Origin of the sequence: Paenibacillus sp. FSL R7-0312 (assembly GCF_038004445.1) — a bacterium.
Taxonomy (GTDB): Bacteria; Bacillota; Bacilli; order Paenibacillales; family Paenibacillaceae; genus Paenibacillus_AQ.
Genome location: NZ_JBBORE010000001.1, coordinates 2,763,910 through 2,790,029, shown reverse-complemented (window position 1 = coordinate 2,790,029; position 26,120 = coordinate 2,763,910). Strand labels below are relative to the sequence as shown.

The 26,120-nt window shown below is 52.2% G+C and carries 19 protein-coding genes, 1 tRNA gene, 2 pseudogenes and 1 other annotated feature; of the genes and pseudogenes, 7 read left to right on the top strand and 15 right to left on the bottom strand.

The genetic code is table 11. The features are described 5' to 3' along the window. Nucleotides 1–46 precede the first annotated feature (46 nt). The 4 genes from clpX to MKX70_RS12290 form a co-directional block, all read right to left on the bottom strand. Nucleotides 47–1,303 carry an ATP-dependent protease ATP-binding subunit ClpX gene (clpX, locus tag MKX70_RS12305; RefSeq protein ID WP_042217131.1) on the bottom strand — a complete coding sequence of 419 codons (1,257 nt, stop codon included), beginning with the start codon at nt 1,301–1,303 and terminating at the stop codon, nt 47–49. 12 nt (nt 1,304–1,315) lie between these two features. Further along, entirely contained in the window at nt 1,316–1,906 is a 591-nt protein-coding gene (gene clpP / locus MKX70_RS12300) for an ATP-dependent Clp endopeptidase proteolytic subunit ClpP (protein ID WP_042139667.1), read from the bottom strand. A gap of 303 nt (nt 1,907–2,209) precedes the next feature. Further along, entirely contained in the window at nt 2,210–3,565 is a 1,356-nt protein-coding gene (tig, locus tag MKX70_RS12295; protein WP_340840089.1) for a trigger factor, read from the bottom strand. A gap of 96 nt (nt 3,566–3,661) precedes the next feature. Continuing rightward, complete coding sequence (locus MKX70_RS12290; RefSeq protein WP_042239009.1) at nt 3,662–4,591, bottom strand: hypothetical protein; 930 nt, start codon at nt 4,589–4,591, stop codon at nt 3,662–3,664. A 150-nt stretch (nt 4,592–4,741) separates the two neighbouring features. Here MKX70_RS12290 and MKX70_RS12285 point away from each other — a divergent pair. Continuing rightward, nucleotides 4,742–4,815 (top strand) — tRNA-Arg (locus MKX70_RS12285). 499 nt (nt 4,816–5,314) lie between these two features. Here MKX70_RS12285 and MKX70_RS12280 read toward each other — a convergent pair. The 9 genes and pseudogenes from MKX70_RS12280 to MKX70_RS12240 form a co-directional block, all read right to left on the bottom strand. Further along, nucleotides 5,315–6,541, bottom strand: a complete 1,227-nt coding sequence (locus MKX70_RS12280; RefSeq protein ID WP_340840088.1) for an SEC-C metal-binding domain-containing protein — start codon at nt 6,539–6,541, stop codon at nt 5,315–5,317. A 67-nt stretch (nt 6,542–6,608) separates the two neighbouring features. Then, a complete protein-coding gene (locus tag MKX70_RS12275) occupies nt 6,609–6,731 on the bottom strand; it encodes a hypothetical protein (RefSeq protein ID WP_269322080.1) in 123 nt (40 codons plus the stop codon). Beyond that, nucleotides 6,724–7,116 (bottom strand): annotated as a pseudogene (locus MKX70_RS12270) (RQC-minor-1 family DNA-binding protein); the annotation flags it as partial. The pseudogene MKX70_RS12270 and the gene MKX70_RS12275, both read right to left, overlap by 8 nt. Before the next feature lie 530 nt (nt 7,117–7,646). Further along, the gene (locus MKX70_RS12265; RefSeq protein WP_340783036.1) at nt 7,647–9,530 is read right to left on the bottom strand and encodes a FapA family protein; all 1,884 of its coding nucleotides are present in this window, start codon (nt 9,528–9,530) and stop codon (nt 7,647–7,649) included. Nucleotides 9,531–9,736: 206 nt separating this feature from the next. Then, entirely contained in the window at nt 9,737–10,618 is an 882-nt protein-coding gene (pstA, locus tag MKX70_RS12260) for a phosphate ABC transporter permease PstA (RefSeq protein WP_340783034.1), read from the bottom strand. Further along, the gene (gene pstC, locus MKX70_RS12255) at nt 10,618–11,562 is read right to left on the bottom strand and encodes a phosphate ABC transporter permease subunit PstC (protein WP_340783031.1); all 945 of its coding nucleotides are present in this window, start codon (nt 11,560–11,562) and stop codon (nt 10,618–10,620) included. The genes pstA and pstC overlap by 1 nt, the downstream gene beginning before the upstream one ends. 91 nt (nt 11,563–11,653) lie before the next feature. After that, nucleotides 11,654–12,517 (bottom strand): phosphate ABC transporter substrate-binding protein, encoded by an 864-nt coding sequence (locus MKX70_RS12250; protein ID WP_340783027.1) that lies wholly within the window; start codon nt 12,515–12,517, stop codon nt 11,654–11,656. A 71-nt stretch (nt 12,518–12,588) separates the two neighbouring features. After that, complete coding sequence (locus MKX70_RS12245; protein ID WP_340840087.1) at nt 12,589–14,007, bottom strand: stalk domain-containing protein; 1,419 nt, start codon at nt 14,005–14,007, stop codon at nt 12,589–12,591. Nucleotides 14,008–14,425: 418 nt separating this feature from the next. After that, nucleotides 14,426–14,872 carry a hypothetical protein gene (locus MKX70_RS12240; RefSeq protein ID WP_042239022.1) on the bottom strand — a complete coding sequence of 149 codons (447 nt, stop codon included), beginning with the start codon at nt 14,870–14,872 and terminating at the stop codon, nt 14,426–14,428. Between the two features lie 422 nt (nt 14,873–15,294). On the opposite strand from MKX70_RS12240, the gene MKX70_RS12235 reads away from it, so the two are divergent. From MKX70_RS12235 to MKX70_RS12220, 4 genes and pseudogenes are all read left to right on the top strand, one after another. Further along, nucleotides 15,295–16,026, top strand: coding sequence for an ABC transporter ATP-binding protein (locus tag MKX70_RS12235; RefSeq protein ID WP_340840086.1), 732 nt, complete (start codon nt 15,295–15,297; stop codon nt 16,024–16,026). Beyond that, nucleotides 16,023–17,060: an ABC transporter permease gene (locus MKX70_RS12230; RefSeq protein WP_340840085.1), complete on the top strand. Its 1,038-nt coding sequence runs from the start codon at nt 16,023–16,025 to the stop codon at nt 17,058–17,060. The genes MKX70_RS12235 and MKX70_RS12230 overlap by 4 nt, the downstream gene beginning before the upstream one ends. A gap of 66 nt (nt 17,061–17,126) precedes the next feature. Continuing rightward, on the top strand, nt 17,127–17,807 hold the full coding sequence (locus MKX70_RS12225; protein WP_042239030.1) for a TetR/AcrR family transcriptional regulator: 681 nt from the start codon (nt 17,127–17,129) through the stop codon (nt 17,805–17,807). Between the two features lie 198 nt (nt 17,808–18,005). Then, nucleotides 18,006–21,342 (top strand): annotated as a pseudogene (locus MKX70_RS12220) (DEAD/DEAH box helicase). 316 nt (nt 21,343–21,658) lie between these two features. On the opposite strand, the gene MKX70_RS12215 reads toward MKX70_RS12220, so the two are convergent. Continuing rightward, nucleotides 21,659–21,793 carry a hypothetical protein gene (locus MKX70_RS12215; RefSeq protein ID WP_269322081.1) on the bottom strand — a complete coding sequence of 45 codons (135 nt, stop codon included), beginning with the start codon at nt 21,791–21,793 and terminating at the stop codon, nt 21,659–21,661. Between the two features lie 220 nt (nt 21,794–22,013). On the opposite strand from MKX70_RS12215, the gene MKX70_RS12210 reads away from it, so the two are divergent. Next, a complete protein-coding gene (locus MKX70_RS12210; RefSeq protein WP_042239034.1) occupies nt 22,014–22,319 on the top strand; it encodes a hypothetical protein in 306 nt (101 codons plus the stop codon). A 512-nt stretch (nt 22,320–22,831) separates the two neighbouring features. On the opposite strand, the gene MKX70_RS12205 is transcribed toward MKX70_RS12210, so the two are convergent. After that, nucleotides 22,832–23,554: a hypothetical protein gene (locus MKX70_RS12205; protein WP_340840083.1), complete on the bottom strand. Its 723-nt coding sequence runs from the start codon at nt 23,552–23,554 to the stop codon at nt 22,832–22,834. A 194-nt stretch (nt 23,555–23,748) separates the two neighbouring features. Then, nucleotides 23,749–23,969, top strand: a binding site (T-box leader). Nucleotides 23,970–24,084: 115 nt separating this feature from the next. Between MKX70_RS12205 and MKX70_RS12200 the strand changes: the two genes are divergently transcribed. Beyond that, nucleotides 24,085–26,091, top strand: coding sequence for an arginine--tRNA ligase (locus tag MKX70_RS12200; protein ID WP_340841649.1), 2,007 nt, complete (start codon nt 24,085–24,087; stop codon nt 26,089–26,091). Nucleotides 26,092–26,120 lie beyond the last annotated feature (29 nt).

Here is a 26,120-nt window from a genome sequence, read left to right as displayed (position 1 = left end):
CTGAATTGTATTGTTAAGCTGCACTGAGCAGATGATTACTCATTGCTTAGGCACTTTCTTCTTTTTTCTTGTCTTTCTTGAGACTAAGCTCCGGCAGGGACTTCTCCTGGACTACCTTCTCGGTAATGACACAATCCTTGATGTCATCACGCGAAGGCACCTCATACATCACGTCGAGCATAATGCTCTCGATGATTGCACGCAGTCCGCGGGCACCGGTGTTCCGTTTGATCGCTTCCTTGGCAATAGCTTCCAGGGCAAGCGGTTCAAACTTCAGCGCCACATTATCCATCTCGAGCAACTTAACGTACTGCTTCACGAGCGCGTTCTTCGGCTCGGAGAGGATACGTACCAGGGTGTTCTCATCAAGCGGCTCCAAGGTCGAGATGACCGGCAGACGGCCGACAAACTCAGGAATGAGGCCAAACTTGAGCAGATCCTCAGGCAATACCATGGAGAGGTATTCGCCGGCTTTGAGATCCTTCTGGCCTTCAACCGCTGCGTTGAAGCCGATGACTTTTTTGCCGATACGGCGTTTGATCATTTGCTCCAGGCCGTCAAAAGCACCGCCTACGATGAACAGAATGTTCGTAGTATCGATCTGGATGAATTCCTGATGAGGATGCTTACGTCCGCCTTGCGGTGGAACAGAAGCCACTGTACCTTCCAGGATCTTCAGCAGAGCCTGCTGTACACCTTCACCGGAAACGTCGCGTGTAATGGACGGGTTCTCGGATTTACGTGCTACCTTGTCAATTTCGTCTATATAGATAATGCCGCGTTCGGCCTTCTCCACATCATAATCAGCCGCTTGAATCAGCTTCAGGAGGATGTTCTCAACGTCTTCACCGACATAACCTGCTTCCGTAAGGGAAGTGGCATCTGCAATGGCAAAAGGCACGTTGATGATCTTCGCCATCGTCTGCGCCAAGAGGGTCTTACCGGAGCCTGTAGGTCCGAGCAGCAGAATGTTGCTCTTCGTCAGCTCCACATCTTCAATCTTGCTCTGGCTGTTCACACGCTTGTAGTGATTGTATACGGCAACGGAGAGCGATTTCTTCGCTTGCTCCTGGCCGATTACGTATTGATCCAGAATATCGCGGATTTCCTTCGGTTTCGGAATATCCTTCATATCCAATTCTTCTTCGTGACCGAGCTCCTCTTCCACGATTTCAGTGCACAGCTCGATGCATTCGTCACATATATAAACGCCAGGTCCCGCTACCAGCTTACGAACCTGCTCTTGCGATTTGCCGCAAAAAGAACATTTCAATTGCCCTTTTTCATCATTAAATTTAAACATCTTACCACCCCTTTAAGATATGATCGGTGAAGAGAGTACCTGGTCAATGAGCCCGTATTCCTTCGCTTCTTCCGCGCTCATGAAGTTATCGCGGTCCGTATCCCGTTCGATTTTGTCAAGGGGCTGACCTGTGCGCTCTACATAAATCTGATTCAGCTTCGCCTTCGTCTTCAGAATCCAGTCGGTATGGATCCAGATATCGGATGCCTGCCCCTGAACGCCGCCAAGCGGTTGATGAATCATAACTTCGCTGTTGGTCAGCGCAAATCTCTTGCCAGGCGCTCCAGCTGTAAGGAGCAATGATCCCATACTGGCAGCCATCCCTACACAAATCGTTGAAACATCCGGTTTGATATATTGCATCGTATCATATATACCCATGCCGGCTGTGACAGAACCACCGGGCGAGTTGAGGTACAAGTGAATGTCTTTTTCGGGGTCATCTGCTGCCAGGAACAACAACTGTGCAATAACCAGATTGGCGACATCATCGTCAATCGCACTGCTTAGGAAGATGATGCGATCCTTGAGCAATCTGGAATAGATATCGTATGAGCGTTCTCCCCGACTTGTCGTTTCCACAACCATTGGTACCAGACTCATGCCACCAACCTCTTTTCTCTATACAGATTAGTCTTTCCGTTTCAGAAATATTTTAACACGTTCAAAGCGGGATGTCATTTATTCACTGCTGCTCTCACAGCCGCACTGCTCATGTGCATGCCATTATATCGCAATTCCGCGGGCAATGCCAATTCCTGATTCGTGGTATGTACTCACATAACGTCCGCCCCGATAAAAATAAGGCACGTAACAAAAACTTACGTGCCTTATCTGCTCTTATGGAGGCCTATTGGAAATGGCCGTACTAGGTAAAATTTCTAAAGAAGACTACTCAGCAGAAAACTACTCAGCGCTTGCTTCTTCTGCAGCCGCTTCTTCAAGAGGTGCTTCTACAGCAGGAGCCGGAGCATCAACTTCTACGCTATTGCTAACGAGGAAATCAATAGTCTTGCGCAGTGAAATTTCGTCATTCAGGCTGCTCAGGGAACCATTGGCCGCCAGAATGCTGCGGATTTCATCAGGAGTACGTTTGTAAGCTTCTGCCATAGTAGCAAGCTCTTGCGTAACTTCCTCTTCGGAAACTTCGATCTTCTCTTCCTTAGCGATGACTTCCAGAACAAGGTTGTTGCGAACGCGCTTCTCGGCATCGCCCTTCATTTGTTCCTGCAGGTCTTCACGTGTCTGGCCGGAGAAGCTGAGGAACATATCCATGTTCATGCCCTGCTGGCGAAGACGGGTGTCGAAATCACGAACCATGTTCTCTACTTCACTGGCGATCATAGCTTGAGGAATTTCAACTTCAGCATTAGCAGCAGCTGCATCAACTACTGCAGTTTCGCGAACGCCTTTGAGTTCTTCCTGCTTGCGGGACTCCAGCTGTGCCTTCAGATCTGCCTTGTATTCTTCCAGAGTGTCGAATTCACTTACATCCTTAGCGAATTCATCATCCAGTGCAGGAAGCTGTTTGCGTTTGATTTCGTGCAGCTTCACTTTGAATACAGCTACTTTGCCGGCAAGCTCAGCAGCATGGTAAGCCTCAGGGAAAGTAACTTCAACATCTTTGAAGTCTCCGGTGGACATGCCAACTACTTGCTCTTCGAAGCCTGGAATGAAGGAGTTGCTTCCCAGTTCAAGGGAATGACGCTCAGCCTGTCCGCCTTCAAAAGGAACGCCGTCAACGGAACCGTCGAAATCAATTACAGTGATGTCGCCGTTAACTGCTGCTTCATCTTCAACAACAACAAGCTCAGCATGACGCTCTTGCAGACGTGTCAGTTCAGCGTCCAGCTCTTCATCAGTTACTTCAGCCTTCTGTACAGGAACTTCCAGACCTTTGTACTCGCCCAGCTTCACTTCTGGTTTAACAGTGATCTTCGCTTTGAAGATGAACGGCTGGCCTTTGGCGAATTGCTCGATGTCTACTTCAGGACGGTCTACAGGGAAGATGTCGGTTTGTTCAACGGCTTCGCCATAAGCTTCAGGAAGAAGAATGTCGATGGCATCCTGGTACAGGCTTTCCACGCCAAAACGGGATTCGAAAATCGGCCGCGGCACTTTACCTTTACGGAATCCAGGTACGTTTGCTTTCTTAACCACTTTATTAAAAGCTTTGTCGAGTGCTGCAGCTACACGGTCTGCTTCTACTTCGACTTCAAGAACTCCAAGGTTCTTCTCTATTTTTTCCCAGGTTGCTTTCATAATATACTTTTCCCTCCAAAATTGATTACATGTTTACTTAAAAAAAGTCATACAATTCACGCACAGAATAACCATTATATTATATACAACATTACTTTATTTATCAAGTAGAGAACTCTTTACAAATCCTTTGAGCGAACGGTAGGCCCCTTCGAATTGAAAGCGCATGCTGTCCGTGATCCCGTACATACTCCGTGTTTCCTCTTCATTCCGGTTTCCGTTCAGGCTCTCCGACACCATCTGGTGCAAGGCTCCGGCCCAAATATCCAGCAGCGAATACTCTCCGTCCAGCAGCTCGCGGTATTCCTTCGTTCCATAAATCGACATGATGAACTGCCCCCATAGCTCCTGGGCAAAATAGTACAGCGTCGGCTCATGCACCTCGGCCTGCTCCGCCACCCGCTCCAGCACCTGGCTTACCTGCGGCGGGAACTCGTCATTGTGCAGCGGCACTGCCTCGATCTCCACCTCTGCAGCTTCGTAGCCGCGGCTCAGCCTGACCGCCCCCTGGGCCCCACGGCGGCGGAGCGTCTGCAGCGTGCGAAACTGCAGCAGCGGATGCACCTCAGCCTGCTGCAGCCAGCCGGTCAGCGCTTCATCTACATGGCTTCCCTCCAGGTAGGAGAGCTGCTCCAGCGCTAGCACGGTCGCTTCGGACAGCGGCTCATTCATGATCCGCTTCAGCAGCTTATCGGGATAATCCGCATCCTCCTCCAGCTTGGATTTGGCCAGAATCCGGGCCATATCCTCTTCCTTCAGATCCTTCTCTTCTGCAGAGGGGGCACCATCCGCATCCCCGCCCTGTGCGGCGTAGGGAAAAGCCGCTTCCAGCCAATCCAGCAGCGACTGCCACTCCTCGTAGTGCCGCTCTTCCTGTCCTTGGCACTGCAGCAGAAAACGCAGCAGTTCCATCGCTTCCCCGTAACGTTCACTTTCCAGCATTACCGTAAGCTGGATCTGGTAATAATCCAGCGTCTTCGGGAACAGCACGATATTCTCTTTGGCAGGGGAATTGAATTGATTCATGAGGGCACCTCCTTTTCTCCGTTCCTCTTCATCCGAACCCTAATCAATTGTAGATTATAGCATATCCCCGTACGGTTTCAAAAAAACAAGTTGAAAAAATATTCTATGTATGATAACATAATTTTTGCTTGCTTTTCAGTCAGGCACCATGTCCCGGTAGCTCAGCCGGATAGAGCATGCGCCTTCTAAGCGCACGGTCGGGGGTTCGAATCCCTTCCGGGACGTCATAGAACAGCCTCCCTTCGGGGAGGCTGTTTGTGCGTCCGGGGGATGAGAACCCTTGGCGACAGCCGGGGTCGTTGGAGCATACACTTCGTTAGCACCTGCTCCGCAATCAGCCCGAATGGGCTGTATCCCTTCGGGGACGTCTGTGCCAGCACATAGCGTAACCCTTGCGGACTGGAGGGCCCTTATTTGGGCGGATCACGCCATTCCGCAGGCCATGCGGACTCAGATTCCGTTAAGTAACCAATTCCACCTCATTATGAGCTCCAAATTACAATATAAGCGCTCCTGAGTCCGCATCGGACAGATAAGCAGCCTTTTTCGCCAAATAAGGTCATCTGTGTCCGCATAGTTCTGCCGCCTCCCCCCACTTCTCCCACCCTGCTTCTATATCACTCACAGCAATACTCCGCGCAGATCCTAACAAACTCTCACTACTCGTATCCCACCGTGGAACTCACAATAATATTTCCCGCTCCCGGCACGATTATGTTCCCACTAAGCACCGCAGCATTTCTTATGCTTCTTCCCGCTTCCGCAAGGACAAGGATCGTTGCGGCCTACTTTTTCCGGGCTTATATATGTTTTTTCAGTTCCGTTTAATCTGTTATAAGTTCCTATGGGGGCTTTAGTTCTAAACATCCGGTCCGCTTCTGCCTTACGCTTGGCCAGCCTAGCCTCCTCCTGATCAAGCTGCTTCTTCCAATCCTGTAATGAAGGATGTAGTGTGTCTGAGATTACGCAGTAAGCATATATCGACTCCGTGAGATTCAATAATCCGCGGTCGTAGTCTCCTTCCAGCATAGCCTGGACTATAGGAAGCCCCTTATTTGAACCAAGTTCACAAAGACCTTCAGCCAATATAGTCGCGTTGGTGAGATCTCGTTCTCCCGGCAACAATCTGAGCACTGCCTCTTCTGAATCGGGCAGCTTGATTTTACCGAACACACCAGAGGCATACAGCCGGTAGCTCTCCCCTTCAGCAATAGAATATTGCTCAGTGAGCGTCGTAACCACCCCGGCTGTCCCGATACGAACGAGCGCCTCTTTGGCATTCTCCAGAAGCAAGTCATCCTGAGAACCGAAAAAACCGCACAGCACAAGAATAGCCGCCTCCAGCTTCATTAGGCCTGCCAGCTGGATAAGATAAGGCACTTCATAGCTTGGGTCGTGAGGATCATTGTCGCGCAGCCTCTGCAGCACAGCTTCGGTATCCATACATCTGCGGCGGGACAGCTCATTTACGATTTCGTCCCCGTAAGCCGTATCAAACTCACCCCAACTTTTCCCTGTGCTTTGTTCAATAAACACTTTGAAGACATCCAACAGTTCCTGGTCATCCAGGTTCGCAAGATTACTCTTTTGAACCAGCAGCTTTTGCCAGCTCGGATCTTGCTCGACTAACTCCATAAAGGGGATGGACTGCTCAGGACTGCAATGACGCAAGATGATCTGCAAATGAAATTTCGTATTCTTATCGATAGTAGGCGACTGGTATAAAGCCAGCAGCTCGCGGATCACTTCTTCAGTTAGCGGGAATTTATAGGTATGGGGCAGGTGAACCGTCCCGGCATCCCCGGATTGCTTCATCCTTTCTAGCACAAGCGGCATTAGAGTAGTATCGTTCTCATATAAAAAGCTGTCAGCAAAGTATTGCAGGGCAGTATTACTTACAATTGGCTCCGGATGGAGGATGAAACCTTTTACTTGTTCAGTTGTAAACATCAGCATGTCCCTCTCTTATTATGATTCTTCCGGCTTCTTCAGCACATAATGGGTAGCGTAGCTTGTTTCAATATTGTAATCCCCGGAACCCGAGCCTTAAGAATACATCCAGCGGACTGACAACGCCCTTCTCCGAAATGAGACCATTGACTATTCCGTGTACTTTCTTGCGCAGCTCTAGCCTATTCACACCGATTCCCTCTCCTCCTGCCTGCAATAAGAACATTTCTCCGGAAAATGAAGCCCATCCTCCTTGTAACAGCGTTGAAGTCAATGGGTTCCCACTGCTGCAAATACGGTATGTACTTCTTATCACCTGAACATAAAATTTTAAACAAGAGTATGAAGATCATGCCACGGTTTCGTTCCTTCAAATATTCCATGCTGACCGGCGTAATCCCGTTATCTAGCCATTGATCCCATTCCCGCAGAAATTCTTCCGCCCGCCGTTCCCGCTCAACCGCCCACCCGCGCGGAGTGAACACGATCATCGGGAACTTGCCGGAGTACTCGGTTCGCAGATAATCGGCAGCAATCAGTTCATCTACTTTCTCCACAATCTGCTCATGCGTGCTATCACGGTAAAATCAATTTTCACATAAGATTATAGCATATCCAGACAAGTGAATCGTCACGATCCGGATGCCTCCTTGCGAACTGGAAGGCCCTTATGTGGGGCGGATCACGCCATTTCGCAGGTCATGCGGACTCAGATTCCGTTAAGTAACCCGTTCCCCCGCATTTTGAGCTCCAAAAGACAATATAAGCGCTCCTGAGTCCGCATAGGTCCGCGGAACCCTCTGTTCTATCACAGAGCACTTCTCATTGCTATCAGTCCCCTCCTCATTCCTCTCGCTCACTCCTCACTGCTTCCACCTCACCCCCTCACCGCTTCTTCTATCTTGCCTGTTACTCCCTGCAACCTATATCTATCATCCTGCCGCTTACCCTCACTTCCCGCCACATCCCCTCACTTACCTTCATCCCTGCCACCCGCACCCGCATCCCCGCACTCTGACGTTCTCCTTCACGTGGCACCTTGCGCACACTGCTCCACAACAAAGAGCGCCCACGCAGCCACAAGGCATACGGGACGCTCCCTTTATTATACTAACCCTCTCCCGGACTCCGCCGACAGCTTCATGCTACGCAGGCTCTCGGCGTCGAAGACCAGGTTCTCCACCGGCTCGGTGATGTCTGCGGTATAGCGGTCAATGGTGACTTTACCCAGGTACATTTTGCGCACAGAGATACTTTGTTTGGCCTTGAGGTAGGATTGTGCGCCGCTCTCCCCGCCGACATAAAAGGCAGCAATGCTGCCCCCGGCCTCAAGCTTGGAGCCGCGGCAGACGGAGAATGTTTGGAGAAACGTAATATTGCCCGAAGAGAACAGCTCACTCTGCACGATCCCGTCCCGGTGGATGATGATGTCGCCGTTGGATTTCAGCGTGCTGTTCTGGCATTTGCCAATGTTAACCTCGACCTTGGTCTCCTGCATCCGGGCCACCCCCCTATGCAGCTCTTCCAGCATACTGATCACTCCGCTGAGCGATGCTTCACTCATATAATCCACCAGCTGGGCCGGCTTCAGGAACAGATTCAGGAAATGCAGCGTCTGTTCCAGATCCTGATGGTAAGAGGCCTGAACGGTTGCCAGCACCGAGAGCAGCTCTTTGATCAGCTGCGGGATCTTCTGGAACTTGCTCTCCAGCAGCAGCAGCACAGCCTGTCCGTACTTCACGCTCTGCTTCCGGCCTTGAACGGCCTGGACCAGCATCCGGACCGCTGTCTGGAGGATCTTGGTCTCTTCAATTAGAAGCTTGGAGCAGTTGTAGATCCGGTTATACATCACGCCGAAATACCCCGAGTACAGATTGCTGTTGACCACATTGCCTTTGACTAGAATGCCGCCGGTGGCTGTGATGGTGGAGTTATAGATGCTGCCGGCAATATAGACATTGCCCAGCGATTCAATGATCATATTGTCCTCGACATCGCCCCGTATAATGACATCGCCCGAGAATACAATATTGCCGGATTTAATGTTCACATTGCCGGGAACAATGTAGGACGTGCAGATGTCGAAATATTTGATCCGGTCACCGGTCACCCGGGGCCGGCCTTCACGCAGGGCGCGGATTTCATTGCCGATCAGCAGGACTGTATTATTTTTGGCGAGAATCGAAAGGTCTGCAGGTGGCGGCGGATATAGAATCTCTCCATACACGTCATAGCCGGGAATCCCCTCGATAACCGGAATTTTGCGCGCCAGCACTTCACCGCGGATCGCGGAAGGAATACGCAGATGGCTGCGGTAATCCACCTGGCCTTCAATCTCGCTGAATTCATTCTCAATCGTCTCGGAGAAAAACAGTTCCAGATGCGCATTCTCCCCCGGCACAGCCGCTCTGCCCCGGGCAGCGGGAATTGGCTGATAAGTCGGATTCTGCAGTTCAGCATGAATTCCGGAGATATTCAGGTTCTGAATGATTCCCCGACGCTCAAAGTCGGAAATAATCTGGTTCAGGCCCAGAATTCCGACAACATTCTCCGTATTCATCACGGCGTCTACTTCCACCATGCCGGCGGAGTAATGATCATTCAGCTTCCAGGAGAATTTCTTCGTGGAATGAAGGGTGAAAAAAGCCAGCAGACGATCCTCCGACACGGTAATCGAGTACAGCGGCGGCTCCGAGATTTCCCACTCTATAGTATCCTCCGAAGTCACCTCGGCCGGGCCGGAAAGCGGCTCGCCGTTGATATATAGTTTAACCGGAAGAACTCCCATAATCACTGCGGGCGAACCGCCGGGCAGCGGGTCCTGTACGAAGATTTTGTCAGCCCGGACCAGCAACCGCCCCCCGTGGTCATGATCCGGGTCATCGGATACCATAAATGAAATATCAAACTCTATATCACCGTCACCTTGTGACAGCTCCAGCATATTAATCAGCTTATTCAGTTCCTGCTCGGACATACGGTCAGGCATTCGGCATACCCCCTGTTCCTATAACCGCTTTCATTCTAGTATTATTATAATTTTAAGCAATGGAAATAGATAGGCTCCGCCGTGAAAAAAGCCCCCGGCGGCTGCGATTCTCTCCGCTGCTTGTCACGTCAAACAAACTGCCCTGCCGTGGACCCTCCACAGCAAGGCAGCCTGTTATTCAGATATTCAGGCTTCAAGTCTAAGTCTCAGCGCCCCCGGCGGCGGTTCCCCAGCCACAGCGGAAAGCGGAAAATAAAGTTAATTAGCAGGACTATGAACACCAGCACCGCAGCGGATTTGTCCGCGATCTGCTGCGCATCCTCGACAATCGCCTCGGACTGCACGTACCACAGATGTACCGCCAGCGTCTCACCCGGCGAGAACAGATTGAAATCCCACATCTCACCGGAGGTGCTGAGTCCGGCGGTCAGGATAATAACCGCCGATTCCCCGAAGGCGCGTCCGGCCACAAGGCAGACGCCGGTAACAATTGCCGGAAGGGCTACCGGCAGGACGACCTTGCGGATGACATGGAACTTCGTCATGCCGAGGGCATAGCCGGCTTCACGGATCTCGCCGGGTACCGCACGGATGGACTCTTCGGTAACGCGGGCCAGTGTCGGAAGATTCAGCAGCGCCAGGCTGACGCCTCCGCCGAGAATCGTCAGGCCGACACCGAAGTACTCGGCGAAGATCGCCAGGCCCAGGAGGCCGAACACGATGGACGGAACGGAGGCCAGGGATTCTACACAGATGCGCAATGCGCCTGTGAAGGCATTATCCGGCGCATATTCCGCCATATAGATGCCTGCCCCGATCCCGATCGGAACGGAGATCAGCAGCGAGATGATCAGAATATAGAAGGAGTTGAAGAGCACGGGGCCAATCCCCCCGCCGGCATCCATCTCTTCCGGCTGCTTGATCAGGAACTCCGGCCGCAGCGCGGGCAGTCCCTTGCCAAGAATGGTGAACAGCAGCCAGAAAATCAGCAGCATCACCAGAACTCCCAGCGTATAGAAAGCGATAGTAGCTATCTTGTTATTGCGTTGCGACCTTGCCGAATGGCGGGTACGGGTAAATCCGTTCATCAGGCATCCCTCCGTTTGCGGCCCAGCACGCGGATAATTAGTATCAGCACAAAGGAAATCAGCAGCAGCAGGAAGGCCATCATATGCAGGGAGTAGTTCCAGGTAGACTCAAACTCAACATTGGAGATCTGCATTACGATGTTGCTGGTCAGCACAGAGGTCGGCGTGAACAGGGTCTTCGCCAGCTGCGGCGTATTGCCGATCACCATAACCACCGCCATGGTCTCGCCGATCGCACGGGTCATACCGAGAATAACAGCCGAGATAATCCCCCGGCTCGCTGCCGGCAGCACAACACGCATAATGACCTGAAGACGGGTCGAGCCCAGCGCATACGCGGCGTCACGGTATTTGCGCGGAACGGACACAATCGCATCATCGCTGATCCGGCAAATGGTCGGCAGGACCATCAGCGCCAGCACGAGGGCTGAAGCGAGCAGTCCGTCCCCCAGCCCTTCTCCGCTCACTCTACGCAGGAAGGGAAGCAGTACGGTCAAGCCCAGATAGCCGTATACAATAGAAGGTATGCCGACCAGCAGATCCAGTACCGGACGGATGAAGCTTGTCATCCATTTGGGGGCGATCTCCGCACAAAGCACGGCCATGCCTACCGAGATCGGTACAGCAATGACCAGGGTCAGTGCCGTCAGCGATAATGTATTTACAATAAAGGCAGCGGCGCCGAAGGCCTCCTCTTCCGGTGTCCAGTTGAACGAGAAGAAGAAATCGAGCGGCGAGATGCTCCCGAAGAGCAGCAGTGCCGTTTTGCCGATGAATACAATAACTAGTCCAAGCACCAGACACAGCGCAAGGATACTGAATAAGAAATAATAACGGGATATCGTATTGCCTAGCAGATGTCTCTTATGTCTTCTGGTATTTACTTTAACTTCCTCAAGGCTCTTCTGTGTCTGTGCTGTCAGTCTATGAACCGGTGCCCCCATACTTTCCCTCCTGTAAGAGGCCAACCCCGCATGAAGCTCCGGAGCTGGCCGCTGTTACCTATCAGTCTGTTACCTTGTACTAGGATTGATCCTAGGATTGCATGGCGGCAATCGGAATGAATTTAAGCTTTTTAAGTGAACCCTGCTGGAACTTCTTGCTCTGCACGTACTCGATGAATTCTTTAGTAGCGCCGGTAGGCTGGCCTTTGGTCATGTAGTAGCCGTAAGCCCAAATCTTGTACGAACCGTTGATAACATTGTCCGTAGTCGCTTCCACTCCGTTGAACTTCACGGCTTTGATGTCACTGCCGGTCACGTAGACAAGGTCGATGTATCCGATAGCGTTCGGAGTAGTGCCCACAGCTGTTTTCATATCGCCACTGGAGCCGGCTTCCTTGTAATTCTTCTCTTTCTTCACAATATCTCCGCCGGCAAGTGCCTTCGCCTGATAGTTGACCCGGGTACCGGAACCGAAGGCACGGGTGATAACCACGATATTGGCATCTTCACCGCCGACTTCCTTCCAGTTCGTGATTTTGCCGGAGTAGATTCCTTTAAGCTGTTCTGTAGTCAAGTTGTCTACACCTACGTTTTTGTTCACGATGGTTGCAAAAGGAATGACCGCCACCTTGTTCGCTACCTGTCCTTCAAAGGCTTTGAAGCCCGGAACATCCATACTGGCATCCCAGTCGCAGGCGCCGATGTCCGCAATGCCTTTCTTCACGGCTTGGGGGCCGGTTACGGAGCCTTTGCCTGAAGCTGCGATTTTCACTTTAGGGTGAAGCTTCTGGAATTCTTTGGCGGCTTGCAGCGTCAATGGAAGCAGTGCGGTCGAACCGTTAACGGTGATTTTACCCTTGAGACTGTCCGCAGCAGCGGCAACCCCTGCAAAAGCTGCGGTAACCGCGATAACCGCGGTGAGCGCTGTTACTGTTAATTTTCTGAAAACCTTCATGTCTAAAATCTCCTCCCGGCGGCCAGCGCCGATAAATGTTGTTATGAATCATTGTTACTCAGTATTAGTTATTAGTTGGACAGCTGTACTGCTTTGCCGTTCTGAATGACAAGGATTTTGCCGTCGCTCACAATTGCCACTTTGCTGCCGTCATTCGATACAGACACCTCGGACACATCCTCTGCCGTACGGAATACTTCAACCGGAGCCGCTCCGCCCGCAATAGAGTAGATTACTGTGCTGCCGTCCGCTGCCAAGCCTGCAACCACCAAGCCTGTACTCACTCCAGCAGCCCAGTTGGCTTCAGCACTCAAGGTGATATCTGTGCTGGTACCGTCTGCTGTAATCGACTTCAGGGTATTGGCGGCAGTGCCCTCCGGATCTGCACTCAGGTACACTACGCTGCCGCCCGCAAGAATCTCCGGATACAGCTTGTTGTCGAGCGCTGTAGTCAGGGCTGCCGGCTTCGCGCCTTTGGTGGCCAGATCCAGCTTGTACAGCTGTTCTCCGGCTTTGCTGAAGTCTACAGTCAGTGAATCTTCAGTACTGTCGGCATCATTCTTGGCTGTGCCTGTTACATTGACAATGTACACAGCAGTTTTGCCGTCCGCCGATACGCGAAGCTCCGATTTATTCTCCACTTTATCCTCAAGCAGCGCTTTGACCTCTCCGGTCTCTACAGAAATCTGCGCCAGCTTCTCCTGCTTGTCGCCTTGAATGAAATAGATCGTCTTGCCGTCGCTGGACCATACGAGGTCCGTCTTCACGCTGGTGTCTTTGCCAAGGGTAGTGATCACTCCGCTGGACAGGTTGATCAGTTGCATAATGCCTGTCTCATTGCTGAACGCGCCCCACTTCTGATCAGGAGAAACTGCATAATCCATTACACTGCTGTTGGAAGAGAACAAGTCATAATTGCCTGGCACCAGGCTAAATTTGTAGATCATTGTCGATTCAGCATCGCCTTGGTTCGCGATCAGTGCGCCGTCGGCATTCCAATGAAGGGTGTCAAATTGACCTGTCGGCCGGGCGAAGCTCAGGATGCTGCTGGTATCCGCCTGCAGCTCACCGCCAAGTGCGGTAACCAGCTTCGTGAGTTCTACATAGGTTTTGTTGTTATGAACGACAGGTGCTACTGTAAATTCCTGTGCTTGACCATCAACCTGATAGCTTTTTACACCCGCCTGAATCTGTACATTATGTAGGCCCTTGCTGTCATTTAATAGAAATCCACTGCTGCCGAGCACAAGTCCTGCTCCAAGCTCCCCTGCCACCTGGCTTAACGAATAGAGTTTATATCCACCGCTGTTGATTGTGCTGAGCGCAACCGGCGTACCATTGATACTCCATGTAGTACTTCCCTCTTGAACTGCGGCTGTCTTGACGGCGGCGGCGCTCACACTGCTGCTTGTAGCCAAAACACTTACTGATCCCCCTGTTACGAGAAGTGCTGAAGCCAATGCTGCACCGATCCATTTACTGTTTGTCAATTAGATTCACCCTTTTCCTATAGGTAACTGCTAATGTTATTTTCATCTACGAATGTCAATTCTGTTGCAGAGGAATGTTATGGAAATATTAATTGTAAAAGTAATCACATTTTCGCTCTCCTAAATGGATTGAACTTTAACCTTTTCGAGAAAAAACCAGTCGCCACTGCGGTGAATATTTGGACTTCCAGCCGCTGTTGTCCCCTGATTTCTTGATTGTTACCGCTATACGCGGTGGAAATCCGGGGACAAAGGCGGTCGCTCCCGCTCCTACAGTTCCAAAATTCCCCTCCGTCACTCCTTTTCTTTCTCAACTTGTCCATCCAATCTATTAAAAAAAGCAAAAATGTTTATGGGGAGGAAAATACAACGGCGGACCCCGGAATAACTCCAGGACCCGCCGTTTGTAAAAGTTATGTTAATTCAGTATCCACGTCACGATAATCTCATTACCGCCGGACTTAGAGTCCGAGCTGCTGCCAATAATAGAATATGAATAAGAACCGCTTACCTTGCCATTAATTAGAATGTTGTTGCTGTCGACAATCTCTGTTCCGCGTTCCAGATCCTTGTCCCTTACATATTTCTGATATGTACTTCCAAGAGCGGTCATACTTTCCTCTGTCTCGTAGATCAGCATAGAGGATTTCTTCCCTTCTGCCACCTCACCTTGAGTAAAAGTGATGCCCGCGCCTTCCGGTATTGGCAGATCGTCAGGCAAATACTGCTGCGCGTCCGCATTCTCTTCCGCCAGGGTATGAAAAGCTCCGCTGTCCGCTTCTGCACCGTCTGAACTGCTGCAGCCGCTAAGTCCGGCCGCTGCGAGAAGCACTCCCAGAGTAAGGAGCAGCTTATGTCCTGCCATGATTCGCACCACCTTCTAATGGAATGGGTTCAAGTTGCCGGTAATCTCCAGTATTCTCCTTATTACCCTGATAACCGGCAGGTGGAAACGGGGAATACCTAAAATTTAATATGATTTATGCGGCGGCAGGCGGAGACGGGTCCGCGTCCTTAAGACATTGTGCATGTGGTGCATGTGCCCTGCGGGAGCCTGACACAGCTTTTTCATAATCTGTCCGCCGGTCAGGCGGACTGACAATCAGCTATTGCGGGCACAACATCAGATTCCCAGGCTAACCGCAGTCTTGTCCGCAATAGAGGATATCATTCGCACTTCAGATTTATATTTTTGTGTACTTGGAAAAGAGATTTACTTTTACCAAGAGAATCATTATGATAATGAGTGAGTACTCACTCATAATGCTAAGAATTGAGGAGATCACAATGAAGCAAGCCCTCCCAGTGATTACAGTAACCCATGTTGACCGGGCTTTCGGCAGCAAGAAGGTATTGAAGGATATTACGCTGCAGGTGGAGCAGGCGGAAACCTTCGGAATTCTGGGCCCGTCCGGCTCCGGCAAAACCACGCTGGTCAAGCTGCTCACGGGCATAGACGAAGTTACCTCCGGCGAGATTAACGTCCTTGGGGTACGGATGCCGAAGCTTGCCATGCTGCAGCAGATCGGCTATATGGCCCAGTCCGATGCACTATACACTGAACTGAGCGCCAAGGAGAATCTGGAGTTCTTCGCTTCCCTCTACGGTCTGAAGGGCGGCAACCGGACACGGCGGATCAGAGATGTAATGGAGCTGGTGAACCTGCAGGAGCATTTGCGCAAAAGAGTAGACCAATACTCCGGAGGCATGAAACGCCGGCTGTCCCTGGCTATCGCGCTGCTGCATGAGCCGCCGCTGCTGCTGCTGGATGAACCCACAGTCGGGATTGATCCAGTGCTGCGCCAGTCGATCTGGAAGGAACTTAAGGCGTTGAACCGTAAAGGCACCACGATTGTACTCACCACACATGTTATGGATGAAGCGGAGAAATGCGGCCGGCTGGCTATGATCCGGGATGGCGTTCTGCTCGCTGTAGACACGCCCGCCGGACTGCTGCAGGCAACCGGCTCCGCTACCATTGAAGAAGCCTTCCTGTACTATGGAGGTGTGCGCTCATGAGAATCCGTGCGATTACCCTGAGAATTCTGCAGCAATTCATCCATGATAAAAGAACCATGGCGCTGATGTTCATCGCCCCCCTGCTGGTGCTCAGCTTGATGAGCCTAGTCTTTAACAGCGACGTTTATAAGCCGAAGATTGGCGTAGCCTCCGGTGCTGCAGTGTTCAGTACCGCGCTGGAAGCCCAGAAGGCTGAAGTTACCAGCTATGATAATGATGAATCCGGCAACGCCACCCTTCAGTCCGGGGACATTGATGCTTATATTACAATGAAGGGAACCACTCCTGAGATCATGCTGGAAGGCAGTGACCCGACCGCTAACCGCGCCGTCATGATGGCCCTGCAGGAAGCTATGCAGAGTCTGCAGCCGTCAGCGGCAGGCAGCGTACAGCATCAGCCGCAGATCAGCTATCTGTACGGCGCCGAGGATATGAAGACGATCGACCGTTTCGGCCCGATTATGATCGGGGTATTTGTATTCTTTTTCGTCTTCCTGATCGCGGGCGTCTCCTTCCTGCGCGAGCGGACCACAGGAACACTGGAACGCCTGCTCTCCACTCCGCTGAAACGCTGGGAAATCGTGCTAGGATATGTCTGCGGCTTCGGTATCTTCACCGTCTTTCAGGCGCTGCTGATCTCCTGGTTCTCGATCCAGGTGCTTGGCATTATGATGGCCGGAAGCTTCGGCTACGTTCTGCTGATAACCTTGCTGCTCTCGATGTCGGCACTGACACTCGGCACCCTGCTCTCGGCATTTGCCGCTAATGAGCTCCAGATGATCCAGTTCATTCCCCTGGTCATTGTGCCGCAGATTTTCCTGAGCGGATTATTTCCGATGGATACCCTTCCGCTCTGGCTGCAGCGCGTAGGATTGGCAACCCCCATCTACTACGGCGCCCAGGCACTGATGGATATCATGATCCGCGGCAAGGGATGGAATGATATCGCTCTTGATGTATTCGTGCTGATCGGCTTCTCCCTGCTGTTCATGCTGCTGAATGTGCTGGCCTTGCGTAAGCACCGCAGAATGTAACTTCGAATTCGCAGTATGGGCTGTGGTACACTTGAAGGTAAGAGCAAGAGAGTTGGAGGGTCCATTATGGAGAAAGACAAGGCTGCAGAGCAGCAGGGGCAGGAGCAGTGGATTCAAGAGCTGCTGGCCCTCAGTGAAAAGGAACAAATGACCCCCAAGCAGAGGTCCATTCTGCAGGCGGCCATTGATACATTCTCGGAGAAGGGGTTCTCAGCAGCCGCCACCAGTGAGATCGCCCAGAAGGCGGGTGTGGCTGAAGGAACGATCTTCCGCTACTACAAAACCAAAAAAGATCTGCTGCTGGCCATCGTAGTCCCCACCATGAGCCGGATGATCGCTCCGTTTGTGATGCGTAATTTCAGCGGTGTGCTGGATGTACCCTTTGAGAGCTATGATGCCTTCCTTAAGGCATTCATGGTGAACCGGCTCGATTTCGCCCGTAAGAATCTCAAAATTATCAGAATCCTTATCCAGGAGATCCCCTTCCAGCCCGCGCTCAGAGAACAGCTAGTCGAGAATATTCTGAGCCAGGTGCTGGAGCGTGTCACTGTAATCACGGATCATTTCAAGGAGCAGGGCCAGCTTACGGATGCTCCCACTCCTGCGATCATCCGCTTCACCATTTCCTCGGTCATCGGCTATCTGCTGGCCCGCCTGCTGCTGATGCCGGACCATGACTGGAATGACGAGGAAGAGATTGAGCAGACCGTCAGCTTCATCATGCACGGAATTGGCGGGGCAAGGTAAAAGCGCAGGCCATATGTAACCCGGCGGGGCAATATACAATCCCCGCCGGGTTTTTGCTTTGTTTTTTACCCATTCCCCTTTTGAAGGCGTACGCCTGTTCTGTTATTATGGGTACTATAACGATTGTCCAACGGGACAAACCAGGTCTTAGCTTGAGAGCAAGTTAGCCATCAGGAATAGAAGGAAGTGAGGATTACATTGGGTTTCCAGGTACCGGAACGGGTAATCAAGCTGCTGTGCGGCAGAGCCGCTTTTGATCAGGGGGTAGCTTATTATCACGCTCATAAGGTTGATCTTATCTATTCTGAGCACAACGATGACGGGGAATATTCGAAATACCGCGCTGCGGTTCATGGACTGGAGAGCCATGAAGTAGTGCTAACCATAGATAGTGACGGTGATATTAACGGGGAGTGTACCTGCCCGGCTTACTACCGCGGCGGACCTTTCTGCAAACATATTGCAGCTGCACTGGTTAGTGTCCTTTATCTCGGCAAAGATAGGGACATGGACCAGACTCCCGATTCGGATGGGCAAGTGCCGGAGGCGTTCACGGGAGAGACCGGTATACTTACGCCCCGCCATTCCGGCTCTGCCGGAGACGGATACACCGGACGCAGCGGTGACCGGCAGTTGGTGAGCAGCATGCTCGGGATGTTCACCGGAGTGCGGCAGCGGCCGAGTGGAGCCGGAACTTATATGGATCTGCGGACACCGCTTCAGGTAGAGTTCATCTGCAAACCTTTCTCTTACAGCTTCGGCAGCACAATGCTGGGCATAGAACTGAAGGTTGGTCCTAAGCGCCTCTATATCGTGCCCAAAATCCGGGGGTTTCTGGAACGTGTTCACCGGGGTGAACCTTTTGAATTCTCCAGACATTTCAGTTATGATCCCGCCCTGCACAGCTTCTCGAAGGAAGATAATGAGGTGCTCATGAAGCTGATTGAAATCATGCTGAATGAAAAAATATACCGCAGCAGCATCAGCCCTTACACTCCGCATACCGGCACTTCGGGAAATGAGCGGCTTCTGGCTATTCCCCCCTTCTTCTGGGAGGGCCTGCTGCCAGCACTCACGGCCGCCCCTGCAGCCCGTCTGCAGCACGGCCAGATCCTGCACGAACGCTTGTCTCTCTCCGCCGAGGCTCTTCCGCTGAGCTTCCAGTTCGATCAGGCGCAAGGAGAGGGGTACCGGCTGGATGTCCAGGGGCTTCAGCAGCTTACGATTCTGGAAGATTACGGGCTGGTATTGTCAGAAGGCAAGCTACTGAAGCTGCCGGTGCAGGAATGCGGGCGTCTCGCTGAGCTGAAAAAGCTGCTGAACCCCTCGCGGCAGGATGGAATTGCCATTGCCCCGGAGCAGATGGAGCCATTCATGGAGGGCGTCATTCCCGGACTCAAAAAATTGGGCCAGGTGTTTATTGCCGATGCCATCGCGGACAGAATCGTTCAGGCCCAGCTTCACGCCAGACTCTATCTCGACCGGGTCAGAGACCGGCTGCTCGCCGGACTTGAATTCCAATATGGCGGGATTGTCATCAATCCGCTGGAGGAGAAGGCGCATGAGCGGAGCAATGAGGTGATTCTGATGCGGGACGGGGAGGCCGAACGGCGGATTCTCGACCTGATGGCCCATGAGTCATTCGCGCGGACGGAGAGCGGATATATCATGCGGGATGAGGACGGGGAATTCGATTTCCTCCACCATACCATTCCGCTGCTGGAGCCGCTGCTTCAGGTCTATGCCACTACTGCCGTCAAGGAAAGAGTGCTTACGGAGCATGCCATGCCCAAGGTCAGCCTGAGCTGGAATGAGAAGACCGACTGGCTGGACTTCAAGTTCAGCATGGATGGTATTCCGGAGAAGGATATTGTGCTGGTGCTGAAATCCCTGCAGGAAAAGCGTAAATATTACCGGCTGCCGGATGGTGCGCTGCTGCCGCTGGAAACTGCAGAATTCCTGGAAATTATCGCCCTGATGAATGAGCTTGGCGTTCAGAACGGAGAGTTCAATCACGCAGAGTTCTCCCTGCCGCTGGTCCGGGGTCTTCGCCTGCATGCGGATACCGGCAAAGGCGATTCCGTCCAGATCGGCCGGTCGTTCCGGCGGCTGCTGGCCAATCTGGCAAGTCCCGAGAACCTGGACTTCCCTGTGCCGGAGAGTCTGGCCCCTGTACTCCGCGACTATCAGCAGTACGGCTTCCAATGGATGAAGACGCTGGCCCACTACCGCTTCGGCGGCATTCTGGCCGATGACATGGGTCTCGGCAAAACGCTGCAGAGTATCACCTTCCTGCTCTCCGAGCTTGCGGATATCCGTCAGGGCGGAGTCCCTGCGCTCATTGTCAGCCCGGCTTCGCTGCTCTACAACTGGCATAATGAGCTGAAGCGTTTCGCGCCGGATATCAAGGCAGCCATTGCCGACGGCAGTGCGGACGAACGCAACCGGACGCTGCGGAATTCAGCCGGCCATGATGTCATCATTACCTCTTATCCGCTGCTGCGCAGAGATGCCGTGGAATACGCCAAGCGGTCTTTCCATACCCTCATCCTGGATGAAGCGCAGATGATTAAGAACCATGAGACGCAGACTGCCCAGGCCGTTAAGCTCCTGCAAGCCCGGTACCGCTTCGCGCTTACGGGAACGCCGGTGGAGAACGCGCTGGAGGACCTGTGGTCAATCTTCGGCGTGGTATTTCCCGGGCTGTTCCCCGGCAAGAAGGCCTTCCATGACCTTCCCCGGGAGACTGTGGCCAAGCGTACCCGCCCCTTCCTGCTGCGCCGCCTCAAAAGCGATGTCCTGAAGGAACTGCCGGACAAAATCGAATCACTGCAGGCCTCTGAGCTGCTGCCGGAGCAGAAAAGGCTCTACGTCGCTTATTTGGCCAGACTGCGCAAGGAAGCGCTCAAGCATCTGGACAGCGACAGCTTCGGCAACGGCCGGATCAAAGTCCTCGCCGGTCTCACCCGGCTGCGCCAGCTGTGCTGCCACCCTTCCCTGTTCGTGGAAGGGTACACTGGTGGATCGGGCAAATTCGAGCAGCTGCTGGAGATTATCGATGAATGCCGCAGCTCCGGCAAACGGATGCTGATCTTCTCACAGTTCACGCAAATGTTGGGGATGATCGGGCGCGAATTGGCCCTGCTGGGTATCCCGCACTTCTATCTGGACGGACAAACACCGGCTTCCCAGCGTACTCAGCTATGCACCCGTTTCAATGAAGGGGAACGCGATCTTTTTCTGATCTCGCTGAAGGCGGGCGGCACCGGTCTTAATCTGACCGGTGCCGACACGGTCATTCTCTATGATCTGTGGTGGAATCCGGCTGTCGAGCAGCAGGCGCCGACCGTGCCACCGGATCGGACAGAAGAAGGTCGTGCAGGTCATCCGCCTGGTTGCGCAGGGAACCGTAGAAGACAAGATGTACGAGCTGCAGCAGAAGAAGAAGAATCTGATTGATGAAGTGATACAGCCGGGACAGGAAGCCCTGTCCAGCCTGAGCGAGCAGGATATCCGCGAGATACTTGCGATATGACCGGAGGCGAAGCGTGAGTTGTGGGCGAATGGAGCGGAGGCTGACTGCGGGGTAGGACGTTTTGCCGCGGGCAGGTACGGGTTAGGCGTTTTAAACTGCGGGCAAGCTGCGAGCAAGGTATGCCAAGCGTCTACGTTCTTAGAGCCTCCGTTCTAATTGCACTTGATACAGCAGAATTCAGTGAAACTGGTGGTTTTCAGTGAAAATATGCTGAAGATCCTATCCTCTACGCCATAAATAAAACAGGGATGCTCCTGAGCCTATAGGCTTGGGAGGTCCCTGTTTTATTTATTTCTATTGGCTTGCAGTGCTGGGTTTAGACAATTGTAATTCCGCCGCTGGCATAACGGTCAACCGTTGTCGCTACATCAATTCCGGCTGATACCGTTGCCGAGAAGACCAGCAGCAGACCTCGATAGGTCCTGTTGATAAAATCGGCATCCCGTCTCATTCCTCCTTCCATATCTAGCATTTACGGCGTGAAACTCAGTTACTAGCGACGGTTGATCATTAATCGCACAATATAATAATATTCGTGCGTCCTCTAGTCAGTGTGTACATAAGACAGGTTCCATTCACCAATATCTGTTGGGACGCATATCTTTTTATTAAGGAGAGACCGCACTTGCTGCCGCTTTCCCGAAGAATGCCCAACGGAAGAAGGGAGTCCTATGCCCCCTCCTGGAAGAGGAAAAAGACCTGCCGCCAAAAAACCACCGGCCAGCTCCAAAACACAAACTCCAAAAGGGCTTGAGTTCGCGGTAGCTGCTCTTCTTTTGACCGGCAAGCTGAAAGTAGACTCCATCCAGATGTACACGGACGCATCGATGTTCGTCAGTCTGGTAGGCAAATATAAAACCTTAAGTGATCTTAGCAACGACAACGTCGATAAGCTGGTCAGCTTCCTTGATGACAACAGCAGTCTCACCCTGAACGAGATTATGACCGCTTTGAAAAAGAAAGCTGAAAACTCCTGACCACCTAATTAGAAAGTGAAAGTGAGGCGCGGGGATATGGACAGTTTTGACGGAGAGGGTTTCGCTGGCGGTCTGCTGCTGGTAATTGTAATTGCCCTGCTGATTTATGGTTCTACGGACATCAAGAATCTGACCGGTGCGCCTACTGCGGACTAGGCATTTCCTCTGTCAGAGATTCTGAAGAGGTCTGCTTGCCGAGCTGGCTTTGTAGTCCATTGCCAGGCGGCATCTATGTGATTACTTATGATAAATAAAGCTGCCCTAACTATACTGGGGACAGCACCCTGTTTGTGAGGCAGGGATCAAAATGCCTGGCAAGTTTAAGCAGCCCGTCACCGAAAATCCATCGGTGACGGGCTATTTAGCTTCACTGGAATCCGAATTTATCTGAATTCTACTCTGCCAAGCTTAGTTTATTTTTTGAATCAGGATTGAGGCATTGGCATTGACTTGTGTTCCGCCTGACAGCGTCTGCAGCGAAATTGCCGCTGAACTGGAATGATTGCGCAGAGTCAGGGAATCTCCCGCGCCGCTACAACAATCACCATTCCGGGATTGGCCTGAGTTCCGGCGCAAGAACCATATATGCCGCCTGCAACAGAAGTACCATTTTGAAAAAGTGAAAATTGATTGGGCTCAACTCCCGTTGCGTTGAACCAAACTGCATAATCTCCAGCAGTACCTATAGGAATCACAGAACTTCCTGCCGTGTATGTAATTGCCCCAATTATAGGAGCATTATTACTAAAAGTAACATCGGCCTCCAAAGGAACCGTTTGGGCAGCCGAATTATAAATATACGCATACTCGGAAAGACCAGCCGGACTGGTCCCTGTCGCTCCCGTCGCTCCCGTAACCCCAGTCGCGCCTCCTTCGCCTGTGGTAGTTCCCAGAAGTTCAGCAGAAACCAGTCGGTGTGGCGTTACTAAGCCGCCTGAGCTATTTTTTCCCCAGACTGAGACTTGCACCTGTTCATCAATGGTTCCCGAAGTGACAAAAATAAACTCAAATGCATCCAAATCCGCATAATACGTGGTTGTCACTACCTGATTGGGCAGTACATTCAACGTTTCACTGACATATAGCGTGCGGGTTCCATCCAGATAGTAACCCTCTACCGTCACCAAGGAAGACATGGTATCACTTCGGTTATCGATTTTGACCGTGACCTGCTGGGTAGGTCTAAGCCCGCCTACCGCATTATTTTCAATCGGTCCTGTAGATAAAAAGCTCATCTTGAGTTCTCCTCTCCGAATATTTTAATTGTGACAACAACTTACTATATTCGAGCCATCACTGGAGGTGTGGACAAAGCCGGATATCTATTGCAAATACCGGATGTTATGGGTAGCATTTTACGGAAACAAGGTTCAGCTTGACATTCCGCTATTGCTTTCTTCCAGAAATTCGCTATACTGATAAAAATCATATTGAATCAATGACCGGGAGAGTAATGGCCCTGAACCCTAGTCCCCAGCGAGCCGGGAGAGTGTAAGCCGGTACAGATCAGGATTATGAAGCGCACCCGTGAGATGGACTTCTGAACTAAGAGTAGGAAGCCCCGGCCAAGGACCGTTAACCTGTAAGGTGGCTGAACTGCAGGTTCGGCAACGAGAGTGGTACCGCGAGCGCATAAGCCTCGTCTCTTTTGAGACGAAGGCTTTTTTTGTCGTCTATTCTTTGTTCATTAGAATTCTGCACTAACCTACGGGCTTTAGCCGCCGCTTACACTTTTCACAACTATAGGAGGTATTTACTCATGTTAATGCTAAGCCAGCTTATCAAGAATAGTCTGGAACAATGTATTCACAAAGTATCTGAAGACCTGGGAGTTCCCGGCAGCACTCCGGTAAAGGCGGCTCTGGAGCAGCCGGCCAATGCGGAGCATGGTGATTATTCCAGCAATATTGCCATGCAGTTGGCCCGTACTCTGCGCAAAGCCCCGATTGCTATCGCTGAACTAATTATCGCTGAGCTTAAACAGTCTGGTTCTGTAAACGGCCTGCTGCAGAGAATCGAGGTTGCCGCACCGGGGTTCATTAATATGTACATCGATTGGCAGGTATGGGCCACGACTGAGTTCAAGCCGCCACTGGCGGCTGGCGAGAAGGTTATTGTGGAGCATACTTCGGTGAACCCGAACAAATCCATGCATATCGGGCACCTGAGAAACTCCTGTATCGGGGATGCGCTGGTTAGAATTCTGAGAAAAACCGGCTACACGGTCGAGGTACATAACTACGTGGATGATCTGGGCAATCAGCTTGCAGATACTGTAGTCGGCCTCTTGAATGTCCCGCTGGCCGGAGAGCATGTCCGTTTCGGAGATTACTGCTGGGATATTTACGCTGAGATCAACAAGGAGTACGCGGAGCATCCGGAGTCTGTACATAAGCGGACTGAAATACTTCACGCGCTGGAACAAGGTGACGGCAACACCGCATGGATCGGCAACCTTGTCGCCGGTCAAATTGTGAAAGAGCATGTGGAGGAAATGCGCAACTTCGGGATTAACTATGACCTGCTGGTCTGGGAGAGCAGTATTCTGAAAGGAGGCTTTTGGTCTTCCGCCTTCGGTCTTTTGTCGCAGACAGATGTGTTCGTTCAGGAGAGTGAAGGCAAGCTGGCCGGGTGCTGGATTCTGAAGCAATCCGCTGGCACTGGCGCACAGGATGCACTGGAGACACCGGAGACAGAAGAGGAGCATCAGAAGGATAAGGTGCTGGTGCGCTCGAACGGGATTTTGACCTATACGGCCAAGGATATCGCTTATCATCTGTGGAAATTCGGCCTCTTAGATAAGGACTTCGCCTACCTCGAATTTAGCAGTGGGCTGTGGACGACTGGCTTGAGCGGTGAGGTGCTGCCTTTTGGACATGCAGATAAGGTCGTTAACGTGATCGATTCCAGACAAGAATATCCGCAGGCGATGGTGAAGCAGGCGTTTCAGGCACTGGGATACCACGAGCAGGCGGAGCGGCTGCATCATGTAAGTTATGGTGTGGTTTCGCTAAGTCCGGCTTCCGCTGCCGGGCTCGGTCTGGATACATCCTCCGGTAAAAGCTCCTATGCCATGTCCGGACGCCAGGGCATCGGCATCAAGGTCACTGAGCTAGTCCGGCTTATGGAGGATTCCATCGAGGCTACCCGTTCCGACAAAAACGGCCTGTCCAGCCGGCTCATCGCCACCGCTGCCATCCGCTACTATCTGCTGCGCTTCAATCTGGGTACTGAGATTGTGTTTGACTTCAAACAAGCCATGGAGATTTCCGGCAACACTGGCGTTTATCTGATGTATGCCTTTGCCCGGGCAAGCCGTGTGCTCAGTAAAGGCAGCGCCCTGGCGGAGAGCGGTACCGGGAATAGCGAAGGTAACGAGCTTGACGGGAGCCGGGAGTATGGGGGGCACGGGAATATCGGGGATAGCGGGAGCAGCGCGCATGGCTCGAGCAGCGGGCTTGACGGGAGCAGCGCACATGGTGAGCTTCCGCTCTTTCCGCCGCACCTTGAAGCAGCCGAGCTCGCCCTGCTGAGACAGCTCAGCCTCTGGCAAGACACCCTATATACGGCAAGCCGGGAGCTTACGCCGAATACGATCTGTAACTACGCGCACAGTCTGGCGTCGCTGTTCAGCAACTTCTACTCCGCCTGCCCGATCCTCCAAGGAGAGGCCTCCAGCATCGCCTTCCGTCTCTGGCTGACCCAGAGCTTCACCGATACTTTAGGAGAGGCGCTGGATGTACTCGGGCTGCCTAAGCCGGAGCGGATGTAAGCTGGGGCGAAGAAGCTGTACAGAGTCCC